We start from the raw sequence: 24,027 nt of genomic DNA, 5'->3' as shown, positions 1-24,027 counted from the left end.
ACAAGGAGGAATTCATGAACGATATCACTGCACGCAGCGAACAATACCGCGGTTTTACGATTTCGGTGACCCCGCAAAAGGATAACGACGATTTATGGGATTTCACCTACCGCCTGCAGCGCGAAGGCGAACCCGAGGCACAGGCGATCACGCGCAGCCGCACCCTGGGCGGCTACGCGGCCCCGGAGACGGCTTGCACGGCTGGCCTGGAAGTGGCCAGGACGGAAGTGGATAATCTGCTGCGCCCTTGAGCCGGCGTAAATCGTTTAGCCCGATTGCCCGCTGGCGCGTGAAACACATCGCTGCCAGTCGCGCTTCATGCTACGATTTCCACTATTGAGTCAGTCACGAAGGAGGCACCCCATGGATAGCAGTTCTAAAATTCACTATAAAGGCTGGGAAATCGTTCCCCTGGCCGTGCCCACCACCGACGGCAAATGGTCGGCCAGTTGCGATATCGAGCGCGCCACCGCGGAAGGCCTGGAAGTGTTCGAAGGCTCGACCATGCAATTCGTGCGCGACGACGAGGAGGGCGCCATTGCCGCCGCCTGCGAAGAAGCCGTGCGCCAGATCGACAACATCATCGCCAACCCGCTGGTGCGGCTGGCCTAGTTTGCCTTCGCACTATCTGTCGCAGTCCCTGTATTACTCAGCCGGCGCCCGCCGGCTGTTTTTATTGCGCGTCTTGCCAGCCTTGGCCTTCATCCCCGCTGTTCTCCTGTTTGTTGCATGTTTCATGCTATGTTTCAAAGTGGATTAAATGAAACATAATTGAAACATCCTTGACGCCAAACGTGACATCGCTGCTCCGCTGCGTGACAGCGCACGATGCCCGGCACATGGCCGTCTTGCCCACATTTTCACTCTGCGGCAGATGGTGTCGCCCCTGGCCGGCGGGTCCTGGCACGGCATTTGCAATACTGATGCTCATAGCCACTCCGTGAAACATTCGGGAACATCCGAAACCCATAAGGTGAACACATGACTCAATACTCCGCAGGTGCCGCATTCCGCAAGGCCGTCCAGGAAGAATCCCCGTTGCAAGTCGTCGGCGCCATCAACGCCAACCACGCCTTGCTGGCCAAGCGCGCCGGTTACAAGGCCATCTATCTGTCCGGCGGCGGTGTCGCGGCCGGCTCGCTGGGCTTGCCCGACCTGGGCATTTCCAGCCTGGATGACGTGCTGACCGATATCCGCCGCATCACCGACGTGTGCGACCTGCCGCTGCTGGTTGACGCCGACACGGGTTTCGGTTCGTCCGCCTTCAACGTGGCGCGCACCGTGAAATCGATGATCAAGTTTGGCGCGGCGGGCCTGCATATCGAAGACCAGGTGGGCGCCAAGCGCTGCGGCCACCGTCCGGGCAAGGAAATCGTCAGCAAGGAAGAAATGGTCGACCGCATCAAGGCGGCCGTCGATGCGCGCACGGACCCGAATTTCGTCATCATGGCGCGCACCGATGCGCTGGCCGTCGATGGCCTGGAAGCGGCGCTCGAGCGCGCTGTCGCCTGCGTCGAAGCGGGCGCCGACATGATCTTCCCGGAAGCCATCACGGACCTGGACATGTACGCCACGTTCGCCAAGGCCGTCAACGTGCCGATCCTGGCCAACATCACGGAATTCGGATCCACGCCGCTGTTCACGCTGGACGAATTGCGCAGCGCCCACGTGGGCCTGGCCTTGTATCCGCTGTCGGCCTTCCGCGCCATGAACAAGGCGGCGGAAAACGTCTACCAGGCGCTGCGCCGCGATGGCACGCAAAAGAACGTCGTCGACACCATGCAGACGCGCATGGAGCTGTATGAATCGATCAATTACCATGATTTCGAGCAAAAGCTCGACGCGCTGTTCGCCGCGCAAAAGAAATAAACAGAAGCAGGGGCCGCATGCCGGCCCCGCAGTGACGCAACCGAGACTAGTCAATTTTTGGAGAAATCAATGAACGCACCGCAAGCCGCCACTTTCAAGCCTAAAAAATCCGTCGCCCTGTCCGGCGTCACCGCCGGCAACACGGCGCTGTGCTCGGTCGGCAAGACCGGCAACGATTTGCACTACCGCGGCTATGACATCCTGGACGTGGCCGACAGCTGCGAGTTCGAGGAAATCGCCTACCTGCTGGTGCACGGCAAGCTGCCCACCAGCGCCGAACTGAAAGGCTACAAGGCCAAACTGAAATCCTTGCGCGGCCTGCCGTCCGCCGTCAAAGCCGCGCTGGAAGCCTTGCCCGCCGCCGCGCACCCGATGGACGTGATGCGCACGGGCGTGTCCGTGCTGGGCTGCACCTTGCCGGAAAAAGACGACCATAACGCGCCAGGCGCGCGCGACATCGCCGACCGCCTGATGGCGTCGTTCGGCTCCATGCTGCTGTACTGGTACCACTATAGCCATAACGGCAAGCGCATCGAAGTGGAAACGGACGACGACTCGATCGGCGGCCACTTCCTGCACCTGCTGCATGGCGAAAAACCGTCGGCGTCGTGGGAAAAAGCCATGCATACGTCGCTGATCCTGTACGCGGAACACGAATTCAACGCTTCGACCTTTACCAGCCGCGTGATCGCCGGCACGGGTTCGGACATCCACTCGGCCATCACGGGCGCCATCGGCGCGCTGCGCGGCCCGAAACACGGCGGCGCGAACGAAGTGGCGCTGGAGATCCAGAAACGCTACGACAACGCCGACGAAGCGGAAGCGGATATCCGCGAGCGCGTGGCCAACAAGGAAGTGGTGATCGGCTTCGGCCACCCCGTCTACACGATCTCCGACCCGCGCAACGTCGTCATCAAGGAAGTGGCGCGCAATCTGTCGCTGGAAGCCGGTTCCACGAAAATGTTCGACATCGCCGAGCGCCTGGAATCGGTCATGTGGGAAATCAAGAACATGTTCCCTAACCTGGACTGGTTCTCGGCCGTGTCGTACCACATGATGGGCGTGCCGACGGCGATGTTTACGCCGCTGTTCGTCATCTCGCGCACCTCGGGCTGGGCCGCGCACATCATCGAGCAGCGCATCGACAACAAGATCATCCGCCCGAGCGCCAACTACGTGGGCCCGGAAGACCTGGAATTCGTGCCGATCAAGGACCGCAAATAATGAGCATCAAGATGAATACCTTGCACCGCAAATCCTTGCCGGGCACCCAGCTAGACTACTTCGATACGCGCGCCGCCGTCGATGCGATCCAGCCAGGCGCCTACGCCACCTTGCCCTATACCTCGCGCGTACTGGCCGAAAACCTCGTGCGCCGCTGCGACCCGGCCACCCTGGACGCTTCGCTGAGCCAGTTCATCGAACGCCGCCGCGACCTCGATTTCCCCTGGTTCCCCGCGCGCGTCGTCTGCCATGACATCCTGGGCCAGACGGCCCTGGTCGACCTGGCCGGCTTGCGCGACGCCATCGCGGCCCAGGGCGGCGACCCGGCCCTCGTCAATCCGGTGGTCCCCACGCAGCTGGTGGTCGACCATTCGCTGGCCGTCGAATGCGGCGGTTTCGACCCGGACGCCTTCGCCAAGAACCGCGCCATCGAAGACCGCCGCAACGAAGACCGTTTCGACTTCATCGACTGGACGAAAAAAGCGTTCAAGAACGTCGACGTGATCCCTCCGGGCAACGGCATCCTGCACCAGATTAACCTCGAGCGCATGTCGCCCGTGATCCAGGTGCAGGACGGCGTGGCCTATCCCGACACCCTGGTGGGCACGGATTCGCACACGCCCATGGTCGATGCGCTGGGCGTGATCGCCATCGGCGTGGGCGGCCTGGAAGCGGAAAGCGTGATGCTGGGCCGCGCCTCGTGGATGCGCCTGCCCGACATTATCGGCGTCAAGCTGACGGGCAAGCCGCAGCCGGGCATCACGGCCACGGACACGGTGCTGGCGCTGACGGAATTTCTGCGCAAGCAGAAGGTCGTCTCGTCCTACCTGGAATTCTTTGGCGAAGGCGCTTCGCACCTGACCCTGGGCGACCGCGCCACGATTTCCAACATGGCGCCGGAATTCGGCGCCACGGCCGCCATGTTCTACATCGACGCGCAAACCATCAAATATCTGAAACTGACGGGCCGCGACGACGAACTGGTGAAGCTGGTGGAGCTGTATGCCAAAGAGACGGGCCTGTGGGCCGACAGCCTGGCCGACGCGCAGTACGAGCGCGTGTTGAGCTTCGACCTGTCGTCCGTCGTGCGCAATATCGCCGGCCCATCGAACCCGCACAACCGCGTGCCGACGTCGGAACTGGCCGCGCGCGGGATTTCCGGCGTGGTGGAAGACGAACCGGGCAAGATGCCGGACGGCGCCGTCATCATCGCGGCCATCACCAGCTGCACCAATACGAACAATCCGCGCAACATGATCGCGGCCGGTCTGATCGCGCGCAATGCGAACCGCCTCGGCTTGACGCGCAAGCCGTGGGTGAAATCGTCGCTGGCGCCCGGCTCGAAAACCGTGGAACTGTACCTGCAGGAAGCGGGCCTGATGCCGGAACTCGAAACACTGGGCTTCGGCGTGGTGGCTTTCGCCTGCACCTCGTGCAACGGCATGTCGGGCGCGCTCGACCCCGTGATCCAGGATGAAGTGGTGTCGCGCGACCTGTACGCCACGGCCGTCTTGTCGGGCAACCGCAACTTCGACGGCCGCATCCACCCATATGCGAAGCAGGCTTTCCTCGCTTCGCCGCCGCTGGTGGTGGCCTACGCAATCGCCGGCACCATCCGCTTCGATATCGAAAAGGATGTGCTGGGCCATGATGCGGACGGGAAGGCTATCCTGCTGAAGGATATCTGGCCGTCTGACGAGGAAATCGACGCCATCGTCGCTTCCAGCGTCAAGCCGGAGCAGTTCCGCAAGGTGTATATCCCCATGTTCGCCAAGCAGGCGGACGACGGCATCAAGGTCAGCCCCCTGTACGACTGGCGTCCGCAGACGACGTATATCCGCCGTCCGCCATACTGGGAAGGCGCGCTGGCTGGCGCTCGCCCATTGAAAGGCATGCGTCCCCTGGCCGTTTTGGGCGACAACATCACGACCGACCACTTGTCGCCATCGAACGCCATCATGCTCGATAGCGCGGCCGGCGAATACCTGGCGAAGATGGGCTTGCCGGAGGAAGACTTCAATTCCTACGCCACGCACCGGGGCGACCATCTGACGGCGCAGCGCGCCACGTTTGCCAACCCGACCCTGAAGAACGAGATGGTCATCGAGGATGGCAAGGTCAAGGCCGGTTCGCTCACGCGCATCGAACCGGAAGGCACGATTTCACGCATGTGGGAAGCCATCGAGGTGTACATGGAGCGCAAGCAGCCATTGATCATCATCGCCGGCGCCGACTACGGCCAGGGTTCCTCGCGCGACTGGGCCGCCAAGGGCGTGCGCCTGGCCGGCGTGGAAGCTATCGTGGCCGAAGGCTTCGAGCGCATCCACCGCACCAACCTGGTGGGCATGGGCGTGCTGCCGCTGGAATTCCTCCCTGGCGTGAACCGCAAGACCCTGGGCCTGGACGGCAGTGAAACCTACGACGTCGCCGGCGAGCGCACGCCGCGCTCCAGCTTGACCTTGTTGATCCATCGCAAGAACGGCGACACGGTGGAAGTGCCCGTCACCTGCCGCCTCGACACGGCGGAAGAGGTGTCGATCTACGAGGCCGGCGGCGTCTTGCAGCGCTTTGCGCAGGACTTTTTGGAGTCCTCAAAAGCCGCGTAAACGGGTAGGTCGGATTAACGTAGCGTAATCCGACAATATTTGTGAAAAACCCGCCAACAATGTGTCGGATTACGCGTGGCGATGCCACGCTAATCCGACCTACTTTCGGACAGACAATGACTCACATCCCCCAAATCAAGATCCCCGCCACCTACATGCGCGGCGGCACCAGCAAGGGCGTGTTCTTCCGCCTGCAGGACCTGCCCGCCAGCGCGCAAGTGCCGGGCGCGGCGCGCGATGCGCTGCTGCTGCGCGTCATCGGCAGCCCCGACCCGTACGGCAAGCAGATCGACGGCATGGGCGGCGCCACGTCGAGCACCAGCAAGACGGTGATCCTGGCAAAAAGTAGCAAGCCGGAGCACGACGTCGACTACCTGTTCGGCCAGGTCTCCATCGACAAGCCTTTTGTCGACTGGAGCGGCAATTGCGGCAACCTGTCGGCCGCCGTCGGCTCGTTCGCCATCGCAAGCGGACTGGTGGACGCCGCCCGCGTGCCGCAAGACGGCATCGCCACGGTGCGCATCTGGCAAGCCAATATCGGCAAGACCATCATCGCCCATGTCCCCATGACGCATGGCGAAGTACAGGAAACGGGCGACTTCGAACTCGATGGCGTGACTTTTCCGGCCGCCGAAGTAAAACTGGAATTCCTCGATCCGGCCGCGGAGGAAGAGGGGGGCGGTGGCGCCATGTTCCCTACTGGCAACCTCGTCGATGACCTCGACGTGCCCGGCATCGGCAGCCTGAAAGTCACCATGATCAACGCCGGCATCCCGACGATCTTTGTCGACGCGGACGCCATCGGCTACACGGGCACGGAACTGCAGGACGCCATCAATGGCGACCCTGCCGCGCTGGCCCGTTTCGAGACCATCCGCGCGCATGGCGCGCTGCGCATGGGCCTTATTGCGCATCTCGACGAGGCGGCGAAACGCCAGCACACGCCGAAGGTCGCGTTTGTCGCCAAGCCGGCCGGCTATGTCTCGTCCAGCGGCAAGCAGGTGGACGCGGGCGATATCGACCTGCTGGTGCGCGCCATGTCCATGGGCAAGCTGCACCACGCCATGATGGGCACGGCCGCTGTCGCCATCGGCACGGCGGCAGCCATCCCCGGCACCCTGGTCAACCTGGCGGCGGGCGGAGGCGAAAAAACCAGCGTGCGCTTCGGCCATCCGTCCGGCACCCTGATGGTGGGCGCGGAAGCGGCGCTGGCCGATGGCGCATGGAGCGTCACCAAGGCCATCATGAGCCGCAGCGCGCGCGTGCTGATGGAAGGGTTCGTGCGCATTCCCGGCGACGCGTTTTAAGTCCAAGCAGGCGGATGCGCATGCAGATCAGTTGATATTTCTGCTAGCAAAGAAATTGAGCGACAAGGAAAATGGGGGAGCGCCGGCAGCGATGCGCATGCGGCGGCGACCTTCCATGCTTCCCGACGGGTGAATTGATGCTATTTAACTCCTACGTCTTCCTGTTTGCGTATCTGCCCATCACGGTGGCGGGATTTTTCATCCTGGGACGGCGCAGCCAGTTGTGGGCCGCCGCCTGGCTGGCTTGCGCCTCGCTGTTTTTCTATGGCTGGTGGGATTACCGCTACCTGCCGCTGCTGCTCGGCTCCATCCTCTTCAATTACGGCAGCGCCGCCCTGCTTGGGCCCGGACGCATCCGTCACCGCAAGGGCCTGTTGATCGTGGCCATTGCCGCCAACCTGGGGCTGCTCGCCTATTACAAGTATGCGGGATTCTTTGTGGCCAGCCTGGCGCAATTGCTGGCGCAGCCGCTGCCCGCCCTGCACGTGGTGCTGCCTATCGGGATCTCGTTCTTTACGTTTACCCAGATCGCCTTCCTGGTCGATACCTACCAGGGCAAGGCGCAGGAAAGCCGCTTTGTCCATTATCTGCTGTTCGTTACCTATTTCCCTCACCTGATCGCCGGCCCTGTATTGCATCACAAGGAAATGATGCCGCAGTTTGCCGACAGGCGGATATTCAGGCTCTCGGCCCGGAACATCGCTATCGGCAGCACGATCTTTTTCATCGGCCTGGCAAAAAAAGTGTTAATTGCCGACAATGTCGGTCCGTATGCGGCGCCGCTGTTCGATGCCCCTGCCGAACCTTCGCTGCTGCTCGCCTGGGGCGGGGTGCTGGCGTACACCTTCCAGCTGTACTTTGATTTCTCCGGCTATTCCGATATGGCCATCGGTTTGTCGCGCCTGTTTGGCGTGCGCCTGCCGCTCAATTTCGATTCGCCCTATAAATCGCGCAATATCGCCCAATTCTGGCGCCGCTGGCACATGACGCTGTCGCGTTTCCTGCGCGATTACCTGTATATTCCGCTGGGTGGCAAGCGCTGCGGGCCGGCGCGGCGCTACCTGAACCTCATGATCACCATGGTGCTGGGCGGCTTGTGGCATGGCGCCGGATGGAATTTTCTCGTCTGGGGTGCGCTGCATGGCGCCTACCTGGCCATCCACAAGGCCTGGAGCGCGGCTGCGCGGCGGCTGCATCTGCCGCTCGATAGTCGCGCCTGGAAGATCGTCGCCACCTTGATCACCTTTGCCGCCGTCAGCGTTGCGTGGGTCTTTTTCCGCGCCCCGGACATGGCGACGTCATGGACGATCCTGCAGGGTATGGCGGGCCGCTATGGCGTGGCCGTGCCCGATGTGCTGGCCAGCGGCGTGCCGTCGCTGCAGCATCTGCTGGAGACGATAGGCACGACGTTTTATCTGGGCGGTGGACGTCTGTTCGTCGAGACCTGGGCGTGGATAGCCGTCGCCGCGCTGCTGGCCTTTGCCTTTCCGAACACGCAGCAAATCATGCGCCGCTGCGAACCGGCGCTGGATTTCCGGCGTGCGCGCACTGCAGGAACGGCAAGCCGGGACATGGCGCGCCTGCTGACGTGGCGCGCCTCGCCGGCGTGGGCGGCCGCCATCGCGCTGCTGGCGCTGGCGGGCATCCTGGGCCTGAACCGGCCCGCCGATTTCCTGTATTTCCAGTTCTGATGGGGATCGGTGAAATGACAAGACCATCGTACGGCCGATATCTGTCCATTCTGGTGCTGGTGCTGCTGTCCTGCGCATGCCTGATATGCGCCTTTGTGTACATTGTCGACCCCTACAATCTGTATGGCGCGGTCAGGCGCGACAATTTCAACGCCGTCAAGCCTGGCCTGCAACGCTACCAGAGCCAGATCAAGCACGAACACGCGCTGCGCCTGCAGCCGCGCTTCATCATCCTGGGCAATTCGCGCGCGGAGATTGGCTTCGATCCACGTGCCGCTGCATTTGGTGCAATGCATGGTGCCGGCTACAATATGGGGATTCCCGGCACCGGAATGGCCACGGCCATCAGCCAGTTCGCGCAACTGTCGCAGGCAGGCATCAAGCCGGGGACGGTGATCGTGGGACTTGAGTTCATCGACTTTCTGAAGCCGGCCATCGCGCCGCCGGCGCGTACAGAGGCGCCGTCCGGCCATGTTGCCGGATTCTGGCGTTTCGATACCTTGTTTTCTCTGGCCTCGGTGAAGGACGCCGTGAAGACTCCGCTCATACAGCATGACAGGGCGGCGTTCACCATGGCGCCGAGCGGCCTCAATCCCGCGCTGGACTATGGCGCGCAAGTGGTCCGCGATGGCTATTACAAGGTGTTCAAGCATCGGGCACAGAAAAGTGCCGCTCGATTTGTCAAAATGTCGACGACCGATTTTGCCGACGGCGATTTTCAATCGCTGCACGACTTCTTGCTGGCGATGGCGGCCACGCAGGCCGATGTCAAACTGGTGATCTATCCGTATCACGCACAGATGCTTACCCTGTTCGAAGGGGCAGGCCTGTGGCTCCTGTTCGACGAGTGGAAACGGCAGGTTGTGCTGGAAGTGGCGGCAGTGAAAAAAATGAACCCGTCGGCCAGCATCACGGTGACCGATTTCAGTGGCTTTGGCCCGTACAACTGCGAGCCGATTCCCACACAACAGCAGCGCCACGCCAGCACGCGGTGGTATTGGGAAGCAGGACACTTCAAGAAGGCGCTGGGCGATATCGTCATGCAGCGCATCATGACGCAAAAGGATAGCGCACCGGACGACGGCCAGTTTGGCATGCCGCTGACCGGCGCCACCTTGGCGGCGAACCGCGACAGGATTGCGGCCGAGCGTCGCGCCTGCGTGGCGGCGCAGCCAGAGATGTTCGCGTTCTCGAAAAAACTGTTTGAAAAATTTTTGGAGGGTGCCCCGATCCACAGATAAAAAGAGCTGCGCAGGCAGACGATATACAGGTGATACAAAGGTGGAACACAAAAGCGCGGCGGCCAGACCAGTTCGCCCAAGCCCGATACAAGGTTGCACGACTACCGGAGGAGACATGAATTTCGCAGCATTTTACCAACGCTCGATCGACACACCTGACGCTTTCTGGCGCGAGGAAGCGGACAAGATCGACTGGAACATCCCGTTTTCGCAAGTGCTCGATTATTCCCGTCCGCCATTCGCCAAATGGTTCGTCGGCGGCACCACGAATTTGTGCCACAACGCCGTTGACCGCTGGGTGGAAAGCCAGGGCGATGCCGCCGCGCTGATCGCCATTTCCACCGAGACCAATACCGAGCGCAGCTACAGCTTTCGCGAACTGCAGCGCGAAGTGGAGCGCTGCGCCGCCATCCTGCTGGCGCTGGGTGTGGGCAAGGGCGACCGCGTATTGATCTACATGCCGATGATCGCCGAGGCGGCGTTCGCCATGCTCGCTTGCGCGCGTATCGGCGCCGTGCATTCCGTGGTGTTCGGCGGCTTTGCCGCCAACAGCCTGGCCAGCCGCATCGACGATGCGCAGCCCAAGCTGGTGTTCTCCGCCGATGCCGGCTCGCGCAATGGCAAGGCGATAGCCTACAAGCCGCTGCTCGACGAAGCCATCCGCATCGCCGCGCACAAGCCGCGTCAGGTGCTGCTGGTCGACCGCCATCTCGTGCCGATGGAACTGACGCCCGGCCGCGACGTCGATTACGCGGCTCTGCGCGAGCAGCACATGGACGCGCAGGTGCCCGTCGCCTGGCTCGAATCGAACGAGCCGTCGTATGTGCTGTACACCTCGGGCACGACGGGCAAACCGAAGGGGGTGCAGCGCGACGTGGGCGGCTACGCGGTGGCGCTGGCATCGTCGATGCAGTACAACTTCTGCGGCAAGCCCGGCGAAACCTTCTTTGCCACCTCGGATATCGGCTGGGTGGTGGGCCATTCCTACATCGTGTATGGTCCGCTGATCGCCGGCATGGCCACCATCCTGTACGAAGGCTTGCCCATCTGTCCCGATGCCGGCATCTGGTGGAGCATCGTTGAAAAATACAGGGTCACGCGCATGTTCTCGGCGCCGACGGCCATCCGCGTGCTGCGCAAGCACCCGGTGGAACTGATGCGCAAATATGACCTGTCTTCCCTGAAGGCGCTGTACCTGGCGGGCGAGCCGCTCGATGAAACCACTTCGCAGTGGATCGCCGATGAACTGAAAGTGGACATCATCGACAACTACTGGCAGACGGAGACGGGCTGGCCGATTCTCTCGGTGGCGAAAGGCGTAGCTGATACCCCGACGCGCCTGGGCAGCCCCGGCCTGGCCATGTACGGCTACCAGGTCAAGCTGCTCAACGAAGCGACGGGCGAGGAGTGCGCCGCCAACGAGAAGGGCGTGCTGGTGCTGGAAGGCCCGCTGCCGCCGGGCTGCATGCAAACAGTCTACGGTGATGACGAGCGCTTCGTCGACACCTACTGGTCCACCTTCAGCGGCCGGCAAGTGTATTCCACCTTCGACTGGGGCCTGCGCGATGCGGATGGCTATTATTTTATTCTGGGCCGCACCGATGACGTGATCAACGTGGCCGGCCATCGCCTGGGCACGCGCGAAATCGAGGAAAGCATCACCAGCCACCCGAATGTGTCGGAAGTGGCGGTGGTGGGCGTGGAAGACAAGCTCAAAGGCCAGGTGGCGATGGCTTTCGTGATCCTGAAGGACCCGCGCGGTTTCGACAGCGTCGAAGCGAAAGCGGTGCTGGAGCGCGAAGTGATGGCCGTCGTCGACCGCCAGCTGGGCGCCGTGGCGCGGCCTGCGCGCGTGCTGTTCGTGTCGCAGCTGCCGAAGACGCGCTCGGGCAAGCTGCTGCGCCGTTCGATCCAGGCCATCTGCGAAGGGCGCAGCCCGGGCGACCTGACGTCGATGGACGACCCGGCATCGCTGCAGCAGATCCAGGCAGCGCTGGCGTAAGCACCAGGAAGCAAGCGAAGTTTATCAATCGATAAACTTCGCTTTCAAATCCGGTCGCTTTCCTTGCGCACGACCCTGCCGACGATCAGGCATTCATTGCCACGGCACAGCTTGCGATGGTATTTGCGCTGGTCGGGGTTGTCCGACGTCAGCCACCATTCGCCGATGTCGCGCGCCATGCGCTTGACCACCGGCTCGCCTTCATAATTGATGGCGAACACAATGCCGTCGGCTGGCCGGTTGTCGGCCGTGTTGATGATCACCACGTCATCCTCGTACAGGGCCGGCTCCATGCTCTCGCCCTTGACCTTGATCGCCACCAGTTTTTCAGGATGGTAGCCATTGCGCTCGACCCAGCTGCGGGGCACGCTGATGGTGCTGCCGTCGTGCGTTTCCGGTTCGATGGCAAAGCCCGTGATGCCTGCCGACAGGCGCAGTTTCACCTTGCGGATCGGGTAGAAGCGTTCATCCTCGCCATCTTCCACCACCACGGCCTGCACGCCTGCCAGCGCGCGCGCGGCCATGGTCACCTGGTCCGGCGCCGCACCCTGGTCGAAGTACATGCTGTCCAACTGCAGGTCCGCTTCCAGCTTGCGCGCGATCTTTTCGCTGAAGGCGCGGCCCTCGCGGTAGGTGGGCGAGAGGATTTGCGAGATGCGCGCCTCGCTCCAGCCGCTGACGTCGGAAACTTTCTTGCGCGTGTTGTCGTAGTGCTCGCGGATCAGGGCCAGCAGGCGGTCGCGTCTGTATTGATACATATTCATCTCCACATTAAACCTGAAATTTACCGTTTGATAAATTACCAAATGCTTGACTTTAACATTAGCGATTGATAAAGTCCACTCGTTGCCTGTCGCAAACGCACTACAGCGTTTGCCGGTTGGCGACACCACGGGAGGTCAGGCAGATGTTGAACAGCAGTCAGTTGGTTGAAAGCAGGGCGGCGGCGCGGCAGGGGCGCCAATTACAGGGACGCAGCAAGAAGTCGCAGCTGCATATCGCCCGCATCGCGCAGTACATACGCGAGCAGGGCCAGGCCAGCGCGGCGCAATTGTCCGCCTTGCTGGGACTCGATGCGGGCACCATGAGCCGCTATTTGCGCCACATGTGCGGCATGGGACAGATCCACCTGGCGCAGCGCCATTGCACGGAACCGGGACGCCAGCGGCCCGCCCTGTACGCGCTGGGCGAGCAGGATGACGAGGTCGATGGCTGGGCCGAACTGCCGCCGCAAGTGCGCCGTACGGCCAGCTGGGCACGCGGCACGGCGCACCGCGATCCGCTGGTGGCGGCGCTGTTTGGCCCGGCACAGAATAACGATTAGTATCAACGAGGAGAAATCATGGGGTTTGCAGAAAAATTCATCGCATCGCTGTCGTCGCAGAACTTGCGCGACGATGCCGTCCACCACGACCTGGATGTTATCGCGGCGGCCGCGCTGGCCGGCGACATGGGTGCCTTGCTGTGCCGCGTCAAGTATGCGGACGGCACCGTCAGCCGCCTGTTCGAAGGCAATGCGGGCAACCTGGCGCAGTTGCTGCGCGCCTGGACGGCTGCCGTGACGCAGAAGGGCCGCGCGCGGCGCTGGGTCAAGGCGCAGACGGCCTGGGATGCGCAGGCGGCCAATACCTTGTACCGCCGCGTTGCCGAAGCGTCGCTCGCGCATTGGCTCGACAGTAAATGCAAGGTCTGCCACGGCACGGGCGTCGTCGCTGCCATGCAGGCCGGCGCGCCTGTCGTCTGCAAGGCTTGCCACGGCGCCGGCGAGGCGGCCATCAGCTGCTCCGGCGGCTTCGAACTCGAACGCATCAAGGATATGGTCAGCGAACTGGAAGGCATCTTCCAGTCGCACGGCGCCCGCGCCATGCGCCGCCTCGGCCACTGACAAATTTTCTGCAATATGCCTGGCACTGGAAAAAAACGCCCCTACAATAGAGTCTCGATCACGCAGCAACAGCAACACCGGCAGCACCGCAGTACACCACATGCTTCTCCACTCGTAATAGACGCGCCCAAGGCGCGACACCGATAGGGGAACTCAGCGCAGCGAACGGCCTTCATGGCCTTTTCGCCCACCTTCCGTCCGGCATGGCCCCGCGCCATCCGGACGCCAGCCCGCCGCCTCACCGCGCGCGGGTTTTTGTCTTCCTGATTATTCGCAGTTCCTTCCCCAAGACCGCAGATGCGGTCTTTTTTTTCATCCCACGAAAGGTATTACTTATGGCATCGACAGCAAACGGCATCGACAGCTTGATCGTTATCAGCAAACAAAGCGCCGAAGGCAGCAAGGCCGCCGCCGGCGGCGGCCAGATTTATCCCCGCGTCACTGCCACTTTCGACACGGAAGCGGACAAATACGCGAGCGCCGAAATCGACGCCAGCCAGCAGCAGGGCGATACCCGCCTGGGCAATTTCCGCACCACGGGCGCCATCAAGGCCGAAGCGGCGTGCGGCACGTATGCGCCGCTGATGGCGGCGCTGCTGCGCCGCGACTTCACGGCAGGCGGCGTGGCTGCCGCGCAAACCACTATCGCCGCGGCAGCCTCCGGCCTGACGCGCAGTGCCGGTTCCTGGCTGAGCGAAGGCTTCCGTGCCGGCAGCGTGGTGCGCATCACCGGCATGACGGCGCCGGCCGCCGCCAACAACGCGAAGAATTTCTTCGTCACGTCGGTGACGGCCACCAACCTGAATGGCCAGTTCATGGACGGCTCGGCGATGATCGTCAAGGCGGCCGGCGACTCGGTCGGCGTGGCGGCCGTGGGCAAGCGCAGCTTCACCCCGTTGACGGGCCATACCACCGACTGGTTCACGGCCGAAGTGCAGGACCCGAAGATCGGCGTGCACCGCAGCTTCATCGACCAGCTGGTCAGCAAGATGGATATCGCGGTGCAGCCGAACGGCATCACCAGCCTGGACTTCACCCTGATGGGCAAGGCGGAAGGCCCGACCACGGCCGTGCCGTACTTCCCCGCGCCGCTGGCCGCGCCGGGCAGCGGCAAGTTTTCGGGCGCCACGGCCATGTTGTCGGTGAACGGCATCCCGTCGCAGATCTGCACCGGCATGTCCGTCTCGCTCGATGGCCAGGTCAAGGTCGACCCGGTGATCGGCTCGAAGTACGCCACGGCCGCCTCGCGCGGCAAGGTGATGGGCTCGGGCCAGTTCACGGTGCTGTTGCAGGACGCCACCTACCTCGACTACTTCAAGTCCGAGACGGAAATCCCGCTGGCCTACGCCATGGCATCGGGCACCGCGCCGGCCGCCGACGTGCTGGCGCTGGCCATGGGCCGCATCAAGATCACCTCGGCCAAGATCGACGACGGCGAGAAGAACAAGATCGTCACCTGCGCCTTCGACGTCCTGCGCTACAAGGGCACGGACGCGCAGCACGAAGCGACCACCTTGACCATCCAGGACAGCGCGCTGTAAGCGGCTGACGCTTGACCCGGGGCCGCCTGATGGCGGCCTTTTTACTTTTACCTCAATCAAGAAAGCAAATACATATGAACAACGCACAAATGATCGCCTCGGCTGGTTTTGATATTTCCCTGTTGAATGATGGCAACAAATCGGTGGATCAGGTGCACCTGGTGTCGGTGTTGTTTGACGAAGACGGCGCACACAAGGCGGGCTTTGAAATCGTCAGCAAAAATTCCGACCAGTACCGTGCCGTGATTCGCGAAACGTCGGTGGTGGCGATCAAGCGCTCGGTGCAAAAAAGCAAGCAAATCGACGCGAAGACCGACGAAGGCGCCGCGGAACTGTATGACCTGGCGGAAAACCGCAACATGAAGATCGCCATCGCGGTGGTGGTGGGCATGCCTGGTTTCGTCGACAAGGGCGTCCCGGTACAGCCTTCCCCGGCTTTGCTGAAGGCGATTTTTGAAAAAATGCCGTCCTGGCAGGAAAAAGTGCTGGCCGCACTCGAGGCGGACGGCAATTTTTTGACGGTCTAACCGCCGCCTTGCTGCTCTTTGCCGAGGAACAGTTCGAGCGTTCGGCAAAGGCGGCTGATGGCAATGCGAAAGGCGAGCACCTGGATGCCGCCAAGCGCCATCCACTCTACCGGGAGCCGCAGGCTCCCGTTCGCGCGCAACTGCCGTTTGAACTGGCGCATGTGTGGCAGTTTTTCGTGCAGATGAGCCGCAAGCGGCAAAACGGCATGGCGGTCAATCCCTTGAGCAGCCTGGATATCCTGGCATGGCAACTGCGGCATCGTATCCGTCTGGCGGTTTGGGAAGAGGAGCTGGTCGATCAGCTCGACGCAGCCTATATCTCCCATCAAAACAGTTCGCCTTAGCCCTGGTTTTGCCCTGATTTTTACAGCAGAGGTGACACGGAAAACACAACAGCCGTCGTGAAGGTGGCCTCGATTGCACGGTCACCTTTGCGGTGGCTTTTTTTTATGGGTAAATTATGACCGTTGAAATTGAAACATTACAGATACGCATCGATACGCTCAATGTGCGCATCGCGGCAGATGACCTGGAACGCATGCGCGAGGCCAGCGAGCGGGCTGCCAAGTCGACTTTCAAACTCGAAGATGTCACGAAAAAATACACGGAGATACTCTCCAACCTGGGTATTTCCAACAATATTGGCCAGATCGTCAAACTGTCTGATGAATATACGAAACTGACAGCGCAACTGCGCATGTCGACCAGTTCGACGCAGGAATATGGCGAGGCGTACGACAATGTCAAGCGCATTGCCGCCTCGGGGCAGACAGACCTTGCCGCCACGGCAGGGTTGTACGCCCAAATGAACGATGCGACCAAGAAACTGGGCATCAGCCAGGCCGAAGTGGCCGGCATCACCGAGGCGCTCAATCTTGGCGTCAAGATCAGCGGCGCCTCGGCGGCAGATTCCGCCACCGCCTTCAAGGGGCTGTCCGACGCCTTCGCCGATGGCGCCCTGAGCAGCCAGCAATTTAACGATATCAGCCAGGCTGCGCCCGAAGTCATGGCGGCCATGGCCGCCGGCCTGGGCGTGTCGAAAGAAGCGCTCGCCGGGCTTGCTGGCGCAGGATTGATCACTGCCGACGTGATGGCCGTCGCGCTGCCAAATGCGCTGGGCGAGTTGCGCAAGGAAGCTGTGCAGTTCGAAACCATCGGTGGGAGCTTTACCGTCTTGAGCAACAACGTGATGGAGTTCACGGCGAGACAGGCGGAGTCGACCGGCTCCGTGCGCCTGATGACGAGCGGCCTCGAATTTCTGTCGAATAACCTGACCCTGGTCGTTGGCGTGCTCGAAACGCTGACCACCGCGAAATTTGGTTCCTGGGCTGCCGGCGTCGTCGTGGCTACGTATAGCAAGGTCACGGCCAACCGGGCCTTGCTGGCATCCACCCTGGCGGCGGCGAATGCCGACGTGACGGCGACCGCCGCCACCTCTGCACTGGCGACCGCACGTGTTGCTGAATTACAAGCGACGATACGCGCCAGCCAGGCCGACGTGGCGCTGGCGCTGACCACCAATGGCCTGATTCCGGCACAAGCCCGTGCTGCAGTTGCCGCCGAAGCCCATGCTGGCGCATTGGTGGCGCAGACAGCGGCAATGCGTGCCGCGTCCGTTACCGCTGGCGTTTTGCGCGGTGCGTTGGCCTTCCTGGGCGGCCCGATCGGCTTGATTGTCACGGTGCTGGGCTTGGGCGCAACTGCCTGGGCCATGTGGGGGAGTTCTTCGAAGGACAATGCGGAGAAAGCCGTAGAACCCATGCGCAAGAGTACCAAGGAAATCGTTGCTGAACTCGACAAGCAGATGGTCCAGCTTGCAAAGCGCAATGAGCTGGCAAAGCTGGGCGTGTCGGAGAAAGGACTGAATACCCCGGCTGGCGAACGCATGCTGGAGATTTCGACGGAAATGGATGCCGTGCGCAATCGCACGGGAAAATACCAGTCCCTGGACAAGGCCGGGGTGGACAGCAACCTGGCAAGGCTGCAGGGCGAACTGGATATGGTGCGCGGCAAGCTCAAGCAGCTAGAGCAGCAAGGTGCGTCGGGTAAACCGCAGGGTGGAACTGGTACAGGCGCGCCATCGCTTCCCGCTCCGCCCACGCCTTTCGAATCCATGATGAATGAGATGCACGGCAAGGCCCGCGACCTGAAGCGTGAAGCTGCCGGCTATGCCGAGATGAACGAGGCGCAAAAGTTCGATTTTCAGTTGAAGGAACTCCGCGAGAGTCAGACGAAAAAACTGACTGCGTCGGAGCAGGCGGGATTCGAGGTTGCGCGTAAGGTGCTTCAGGCCCGCGTCGATGAGATCGAGGTGGGCAAGCAAGCCAAGGCTGTGACCGAGCAGGCGCTGGCAGACGCGAAAGCGCTGTCCGATACACGGACGCAGGCCGTCGCCGATGCCGTCAAGGAAGCCGAGGCTGGCGAAAAGCTGGTGGCGGTGTATGGCATGAGCAAGACCGCCATCGCGCAAAACGAAATGGCGCTGCTGAAGGAACAGCGCGCGGCGCTGGCGGTGAGCAAGGAAAACGCGGCCCAGATTGAGTATTTGAATGCATTGATCGATGCCAAGCAGCGCAGCATGACGGCGACGGAAGAACTGGCCGCCAAGGAAGCGTCTGCCGCTGCGGCCAAGAAGGCCTCCGATGACTGGGCCGCCAGCGCCAAGGATATCGAAAAGTCACTGACTGACGCGTTCATGAACGGCTTCGAAGGCGGCAAGAACCTGGCGACCATGTTCAAGGATAAGTTGAAGAGCATGTTCAACAACCTCGTGTTGCAACCGATCATGTCGCCCATCGCGGCCGGCTTTGCCTCATTCCTAAATCCGGGCGCGGCGCAGGCACAGGGCAGTTTGGCCAACGGCGGGGGCATCCAGTCGTTCCTGAGTTCGGCGAAGGGCATCTACGATTCACTATCCAGCGGACTTTCCGGTATTGGTACATCGGTGGCCAATGGCGTGCAGCGTGGCATGAGCATGCTGCAAGGCACTCCTTACACGGCCGGGGCCAATGGCGCATTCGCCACCGGTGCTGGTGCGGCGGCAAGCGTTGCTGCCGGCGTCATGGGCGGAGTATATGGCGGCAAGATGATTTCAGGGGAGTACGGCCGTAATGGCATCGTCAATGCTGGCACGGCGATCGGAGCTGTCGTTGGCAGCGTTTTCCCGGTGGTAGGTACTGCCGTGGGCGCGCTGGTGGGCGGCTTGCTGGGCGGAGCAGCGAACCGCCTGTTCGGCATGGGCGAGAAAAAGGTCAGCAGTGCCGGTATTTCCGGCAACCTCGGTGCCGATGGCTTTACGGGTGAGAGTTATTCGAACTGGACCCAGAAGGGCGGCCTTTTCCGCAAGAATAAAAAAGGTACCGACCGCTCTGAAGTCGATGCCGAGCTGGCGGCCTCGCTTGGCGATACGTATGCGCAGATGAAGGCGGTGACGGGCGCTTTCGCCAGTACCTTGGGCGTCAACACGGATAGCCTGGTCACACGCACGCAGTCGCTCAATATCGTCATGACCAAGGATGACGCCGCGAACCAGAAAGCCATTGCCGATTTCTTTACCGGCGTCGGCGATGCGATGGCAAAGGAACTGGTGCCATCGCTGTCGCAACTGAGCCAGAAGGGCGAATCGGCCAGCGCTGCGCTGCAGCGCCTGGCGGGCAACTACGCGGTCGTCGATGGCGTGCTGGCTACCATGGGCAGCACATCGCAGCAGGCATTCGGCGCCGTTGGCGTGGCGTCCCTGGCGGCACGCGAGCAGCTGGTCAAGGCTGCCGGCGGCGTGGAAGCACTGGGCAATCGGACTGCATTCTTTGCCGAAAACTATCTGACTGAAGCCGAGCGTCTGGCGCCCGTGCAAAAACACGTGACGGAACAGATGGCGGCCCTGGGCTATGCCAGTGTGACTACGCGAGCGCAGTTCAAGGACACGGTATTGCAATTGGTCAATTCTGGCGCATTGGCTACCAAGACGGGGGCCGACCAGTATGCGGGCCTGATGGCATTGGCCGATGCGTTCGCGAAGACGCATGCGGCGACGGAAAGCCTGACCAGGTCGGAACAGAGTATTGCCGACGAGCGCAAGGGTATCCAGGAAAAGCTTGACCAGATGACGATGACTACGGCGCAATTGCGTGCCAGGGAGCGTACAGCGGTCGATGCCGCTAACCTGGCCTTGTATGACCAGTTGCAGGCGCGGCAGGATATTGCAATTGCCTATGAAACGGAGTCTTCGGCCCTTAAGTCCACCATCGAGCGCCTGAAATCGTTTGGCGACGGCATCCGCACCTTCAAGGATTCTCTGTTGCTGGGCAACTTGTCGACCTTGACGCCGATGCAGAAGATGGTAGAGGCGCAGCGTCAGTATGAAGAGACGCTGGCCAAGGCGAAGACGGGCGATGCTGCGGCGCAGTCGGCGCTGACAGGTACTGCCACCGCGTATTTGACGGCCAGCCAGGTCGTGAACGCTGCAAGCGCGAGCTATGCCGCCGATGCGGCCAGGGTCCAGGCCGAGCTGGCGGCGCTGGCTGCGGTCACCGGAACACAGTTGAATGATGCGCAGAAGCAACTGACGGCACTCGATATGCAAGTGGGGCAGTTGATCAACCTAAACAAGACGGCGGTCGGCATCCAGCAGGCGGTCGATGCGCTGGGTGCTGCGTTGCGGGCAGGCGGGCAGACCGATGTCACGGGTGGCATGCGCTTTGCGCCTGCTGCCGGCATGTCTGTCGCCGCCTCCTTTGGCGAAGCAGCGGTGGAAGCGCCGGCCGTCTTCGACCCCGTGCGCTACTCGTCGGCGGCGAACGTCGGCTCCGATGTACTGGTGGCCGAAATCCGCGGCCTGCGCGAAGACAACCAGGCCATGCGCGTGGAGCTGGAAGGTTTGCGCGCCGACCAGCGGGCGCAGACGGGCGCCACCATCCAGGCTACCTTTGAATCGAATGCCAACGCCGCCAGGACGGTGGTCGATGGCGTGGATAAATCGTCCCGGGCATCCGCCTGGGCCAATGCAGTGAAAGGAGAGTACGCATGACCGATGCGCAATTTCAGGATTGGCTGCAAAGCCCGTCGGCCATCCGCATGGTGCTGATCGAGGCGCAGGTGAATGTGGCCGGCAGCGAGGTGACGCGGTATATCGCTTCGCGGCCCTACATCACCGGGCCGCGCGAAGTGCCGGCGAATACCGTATACCAGCCGGTGGCCAAGGGCGGCCTGGCCTTCACGGAACAGGTCAGCCTGTCCGGCGAGGCGGGGCTGTCGGGCGGCGATATCGAACTCGATAACGCCGATGGCGCGCTTGATGGCTGGCTGGATGATGTCTGGATGAACCGGCCGATCAAGGCCTGGGCCGGCGATCCGTCCTGGCCGCGCGCCGACTTCCAGCTGGTCTTTGACGGCATTATCGCCGACGTGGCCAGTGCGGGGCGCGAGTCGGTCAACCTGGTACTGCGCGACAAGCTGCAGCGCCTGAATACGCCGATCTCCGAGGCGAAGCTGGGTGGCACGACGCCGAACAAGGACGCCATCCTGCCGATACCGTTTGGCGAGTGCCACAACGTGACGCCCTTGCTGACCAATCCCGCCACGCTGGAATACGGTTTTCTTGGCGCCGTCGAATCGACGTTTGAAGTGCGCACCAACGGCAAGCCGATTGCCGTGGCCTTGAATGACCAGGCGGGCCGCTTCAACCTGACTACCGATCCGTTTTCCACCACGATCACGGCCAGCGTACAGGGCGACAAGGGCGGCGGCTATGCGCCGCGCATCGCGCCGCTGGTGCAGCGTATCGCCACGGCCTACGGCAAGGTGGCCGACCGTTTTGCCCTGGCGGACCTGGACCTGGACAACCTGGCCGCCTTCGACGCGTCCCACCCGCAGCTGGTGGGGCTGTATGTTGCTGACCGTACGAACCAGGCGCAGGCCATCCAGCAACTGGCGGCCAGCGTGGGCGCCCAGGCGATCATGTCGCGCACGGGCCAGCTGCGCCTGGTGCAGATCGCGCTGCCGGCCGCCGGCGTGCCGGTGGCGATCGGTCCGGAGCAGATGCGCGAACGCTCGCTGCGTCCCGCGCAGCGCCTGCCGGTGACGGCCGCCGTGAAGATCGGTTTTGACCGGAACTGGACGCCGCAGGCTGGCCTGACGACCAGCATACCGCCCGCGCATGCGGATTTGTATGCCACCGAATGGCTGACGGAGACGGTGGTCGACGCGGCGGTGCGCACGCGTTACCGCTTGAGCGACGACCCGGTGCAGATCGATACGTGCCTGAAGACGCGGGCCGATGCCCGCGCGGAAGCGCAGCGGCGCCTGGCCTTGAGCAAGGTACCGCGCACCATTTACGAATTCGATGGAGAACCCGAGATGATGATGCTGGAACTGGGACAGCCCGTACAACTGCGCGCTGAACGCTTTGGCTTGCAGGACGGCGTGCCGGGCGTGGTGGTACTGCTGTCGCGCTTCTGGCTGACCGGCCGAGTGACGGTGGGGGTGCTGGCATGAGCGCCATAGTGGGGGAACGCGATACGCTGCTGCAGGCGACGGCGGAGCGCTTCAGCACGACGGCCGATGGCAAGGCGCTCCTGATGTCCGCCAGTACGCCCGTCTTTCGCGTGAACAGCGCCGGCGCCGGCGCGCCCGGCTCGATCGCCATCACCGCCAAGCCCGTCAATGTGGTGGGCGATATCGTCTTTTCCGTATCCGCCGGCACGGCGTTGCGGGTGAACGGCAACGTGGCCACGGTCGATTTTTCCAGCATGACTACGGATACGGCGCTGGTGCAGGCACGCATCCGTGAATTTGGTGTCGATTACATCGCCAACTACATGGTCAGCAAGGTCTTCGACGGCGTTAATGGCGATACCGGCCTGGCCGGATTGAACACGGGCCAGGCCTTCGCCTACAAGCGCGCCGCTGCGGTACCCGGAGACTCTCCGGGCGACGTTATCTTTACCTTCGCCACGGCGGCCATCACGACGCCGGCCGGCAATGATCTGGCCAATGGCTGGTCGAAGAACATCCCTGCCGGCACGGCGCCGCTGTACGTGCGCGTGGCTGCAGCCAGTTCGCGCAATGCCACGGACAATATCGCCGCCAATGAGTGGTCGGCGGCGGTGCAACTGGCCAAGGACGGCACCGACGGTTTGAACGTGGCACCCGTGCGCATCTACCAGCGCGGCGCCACCAACATCGCGCCGGCACTGCCGAGTGCGGCGTGCACGTTCACGTTTGCCAGCGGCTCGCTCACTGGCCTGAACAATGGCTGGTCGGCCCAGGTGCCGACGACGGGCGGTGCGTACCTGTTCACCTCAGGTGCTACGGCCGCATCGCGCACGGCGACCGACGACATCGCCCCAGGCGAATGGGCCGCCGCGGCGCGCCTGGCCGCCGATGGCGCCACCGGCCAGCGCGGTACCGTGACGGTGACGGCGCCCGGGTACTCGGCCTGGTCGGATGCCTCGGCAGTGTATGAACTGGGGCGTGCAGGCTATGGCGCACCGGTCAACCGCGACGTGGTGACCTTGTATGACGCGACGCATGCGGTGACGAAGTATTTTGATAATGGCGCCTGGCTAGTGCTGGGCACGGTGCTGAATGGCAATCTGCTGGTGGACGGTTCGGTGGCGGCCAAGGCGCTGTCGGTGGACAAGCTGGCGGCTATCAGCGCGGACCTGGGGAGTGTGACCGCTGGTGACCTGTACGGCACTACACTGCACGGTGGACCTGGGTACCCGACCAATGCATATTCCTGGCCGGGCGCCGCCGCCGGTGGAGGATTTCACCTAAGCGCGGCCGGCCTGTTGATGGGCAATCGCAATGCCGGCGCTTTCGTAGAAATGCGCAGCGACGGTTATGTGGCCATGCCAGGCCTGACCATTTCGCCGGATGGGCGGGCGTCATTCAGCGGGCAGCTGTCGGCGGCTGGCGGGTCGTTTAGAGGCGAGCTGGTGGCTGCTACTGGAACCTTTGGCCTGATTCGCAGCGCAGAGAGCGGCCAACGGACTGAATATGACAGTAAGGGTATCCGTATTTATAACGCAGCAGGCAAATTAATTGTCAGATTGGGGGAGTGGTAATGCCTTCCGGTCTTCAGGTATTTAATGCTAATGGGGTACTTCGATTGGAAATTACCGATCGATTGACT

At 62.4% G+C, this 24,027-nt stretch carries 18 protein-coding genes; 17 read left to right on the top strand and 1 reads right to left on the bottom strand.

Features of this window, described 5'->3' with window-relative positions; translation table 11 throughout:
- Positions 1–14: 14 nt before the first annotated feature.
- The 9 genes from CSQ92_RS10285 to CSQ92_RS10245 all read left to right on the top strand — a co-directional run bounded on the left by CSQ92_RS10285 (position 15) and on the right by CSQ92_RS10245 (position 11,940).
- Positions 15–251 carry a hypothetical protein gene (locus CSQ92_RS10285; protein ID WP_070257673.1) on the top strand — a complete coding sequence of 79 codons (237 nt, stop codon included), beginning with the start codon at positions 15–17 and terminating at the stop codon, positions 249–251.
- A gap of 112 nt (positions 252–363) precedes the next feature.
- Positions 364–612 (top strand): hypothetical protein, encoded by a 249-nt coding sequence (locus tag CSQ92_RS10280; protein WP_034783948.1) that lies wholly within the window; start codon positions 364–366, stop codon positions 610–612.
- 369 nt (positions 613–981) lie between these two features.
- Complete coding sequence (gene prpB / locus CSQ92_RS10275) at positions 982–1,869, top strand: methylisocitrate lyase (RefSeq protein WP_034783951.1); 888 nt, start codon at positions 982–984, stop codon at positions 1,867–1,869.
- 69 nt (positions 1,870–1,938) lie between these two features.
- Positions 1,939–3,093 (top strand): bifunctional 2-methylcitrate synthase/citrate synthase, encoded by a 1,155-nt coding sequence (gene prpC / locus CSQ92_RS10270; protein ID WP_034783952.1) that lies wholly within the window; start codon positions 1,939–1,941, stop codon positions 3,091–3,093.
- Between the two features lie 11 nt (positions 3,094–3,104).
- A complete protein-coding gene (gene acnD / locus CSQ92_RS10265; RefSeq protein ID WP_099394661.1) occupies positions 3,105–5,699 on the top strand; it encodes a Fe/S-dependent 2-methylisocitrate dehydratase AcnD in 2,595 nt (864 codons plus the stop codon).
- A gap of 116 nt (positions 5,700–5,815) precedes the next feature.
- Positions 5,816–7,006, top strand: a complete 1,191-nt coding sequence (prpF, locus tag CSQ92_RS10260) for a 2-methylaconitate cis-trans isomerase PrpF (protein ID WP_092605657.1) — start codon at positions 5,816–5,818, stop codon at positions 7,004–7,006.
- 137 nt (positions 7,007–7,143) lie between these two features.
- Positions 7,144–8,697, top strand: coding sequence for an MBOAT family O-acyltransferase (locus CSQ92_RS10255; RefSeq protein ID WP_099394055.1), 1,554 nt, complete (start codon positions 7,144–7,146; stop codon positions 8,695–8,697).
- 14 nt (positions 8,698–8,711) lie between these two features.
- Complete coding sequence (locus tag CSQ92_RS10250; protein ID WP_143450340.1) at positions 8,712–9,938, top strand: hypothetical protein; 1,227 nt, start codon at positions 8,712–8,714, stop codon at positions 9,936–9,938.
- Positions 9,939–10,053: 115 nt separating this feature from the next.
- On the top strand, positions 10,054–11,940 hold the full coding sequence (locus CSQ92_RS10245) for a propionate--CoA ligase (RefSeq protein ID WP_099394053.1): 1,887 nt from the start codon (positions 10,054–10,056) through the stop codon (positions 11,938–11,940).
- 44 nt (positions 11,941–11,984) lie between these two features.
- Here CSQ92_RS10245 and CSQ92_RS10240 read toward each other — a convergent pair whose 3' ends face one another.
- Positions 11,985–12,698, bottom strand: coding sequence for a S24 family peptidase (locus tag CSQ92_RS10240; RefSeq protein WP_099394660.1), 714 nt, complete (start codon positions 12,696–12,698; stop codon positions 11,985–11,987).
- Between the two features lie 149 nt (positions 12,699–12,847).
- Here CSQ92_RS10240 and CSQ92_RS10235 point away from each other — a divergent pair, with 149 nt between their 5' ends.
- The 8 genes from CSQ92_RS10235 to CSQ92_RS10200 all read left to right on the top strand — a co-directional run bounded on the left by CSQ92_RS10235 (position 12,848) and on the right by CSQ92_RS10200 (position 23,959).
- A complete protein-coding gene (locus CSQ92_RS10235) occupies positions 12,848–13,264 on the top strand; it encodes a FeoC-like transcriptional regulator (RefSeq protein WP_099394052.1) in 417 nt (138 codons plus the stop codon).
- A gap of 18 nt (positions 13,265–13,282) precedes the next feature.
- Positions 13,283–13,825, top strand: coding sequence for a zinc finger-like domain-containing protein (locus CSQ92_RS10230; RefSeq protein ID WP_034783962.1), 543 nt, complete (start codon positions 13,283–13,285; stop codon positions 13,823–13,825).
- A gap of 335 nt (positions 13,826–14,160) precedes the next feature.
- A complete protein-coding gene (locus CSQ92_RS10225) occupies positions 14,161–15,366 on the top strand; it encodes a phage tail tube protein (RefSeq protein ID WP_099394051.1) in 1,206 nt (401 codons plus the stop codon).
- Between the two features lie 29 nt (positions 15,367–15,395).
- Positions 15,396–15,893 (top strand): hypothetical protein, encoded by a 498-nt coding sequence (locus tag CSQ92_RS10220; protein ID WP_139144556.1) that lies wholly within the window; start codon positions 15,396–15,398, stop codon positions 15,891–15,893.
- An 8-nt stretch (positions 15,894–15,901) separates the two neighbouring features.
- On the top strand, positions 15,902–16,237 hold the full coding sequence (locus tag CSQ92_RS10215; RefSeq protein ID WP_070257666.1) for a phage tail assembly chaperone: 336 nt from the start codon (positions 15,902–15,904) through the stop codon (positions 16,235–16,237).
- A 194-nt stretch (positions 16,238–16,431) separates the two neighbouring features.
- Entirely contained in the window at positions 16,432–20,919 is a 4,488-nt protein-coding gene (locus CSQ92_RS10210; RefSeq protein ID WP_180276985.1) for a tape measure protein, read from the top strand.
- Positions 20,916–22,385 carry a hypothetical protein gene (locus CSQ92_RS10205; RefSeq protein WP_099394049.1) on the top strand — a complete coding sequence of 490 codons (1,470 nt, stop codon included), beginning with the start codon at positions 20,916–20,918 and terminating at the stop codon, positions 22,383–22,385. Before CSQ92_RS10210 ends, CSQ92_RS10205 begins: the two co-directional genes overlap by 4 nt.
- Positions 22,382–23,959 carry a hypothetical protein gene (locus CSQ92_RS10200; RefSeq protein WP_143450339.1) on the top strand — a complete coding sequence of 526 codons (1,578 nt, stop codon included), beginning with the start codon at positions 22,382–22,384 and terminating at the stop codon, positions 23,957–23,959. Before CSQ92_RS10205 ends, CSQ92_RS10200 begins: the two co-directional genes overlap by 4 nt.
- The last annotated feature ends 68 nt before the right edge of the window (positions 23,960–24,027 follow it).

Origin of the sequence: Janthinobacterium sp. BJB446 (assembly GCF_002735655.1) — a bacterium.
Lineage (GTDB): Bacteria > Pseudomonadota > Gammaproteobacteria > Burkholderiales > Burkholderiaceae_D > Janthinobacterium > Janthinobacterium lividum.
The sequence above is the reverse complement of the archived record's forward strand: the minus strand, read 5'-3'. Positions and strand labels throughout refer to the sequence as shown.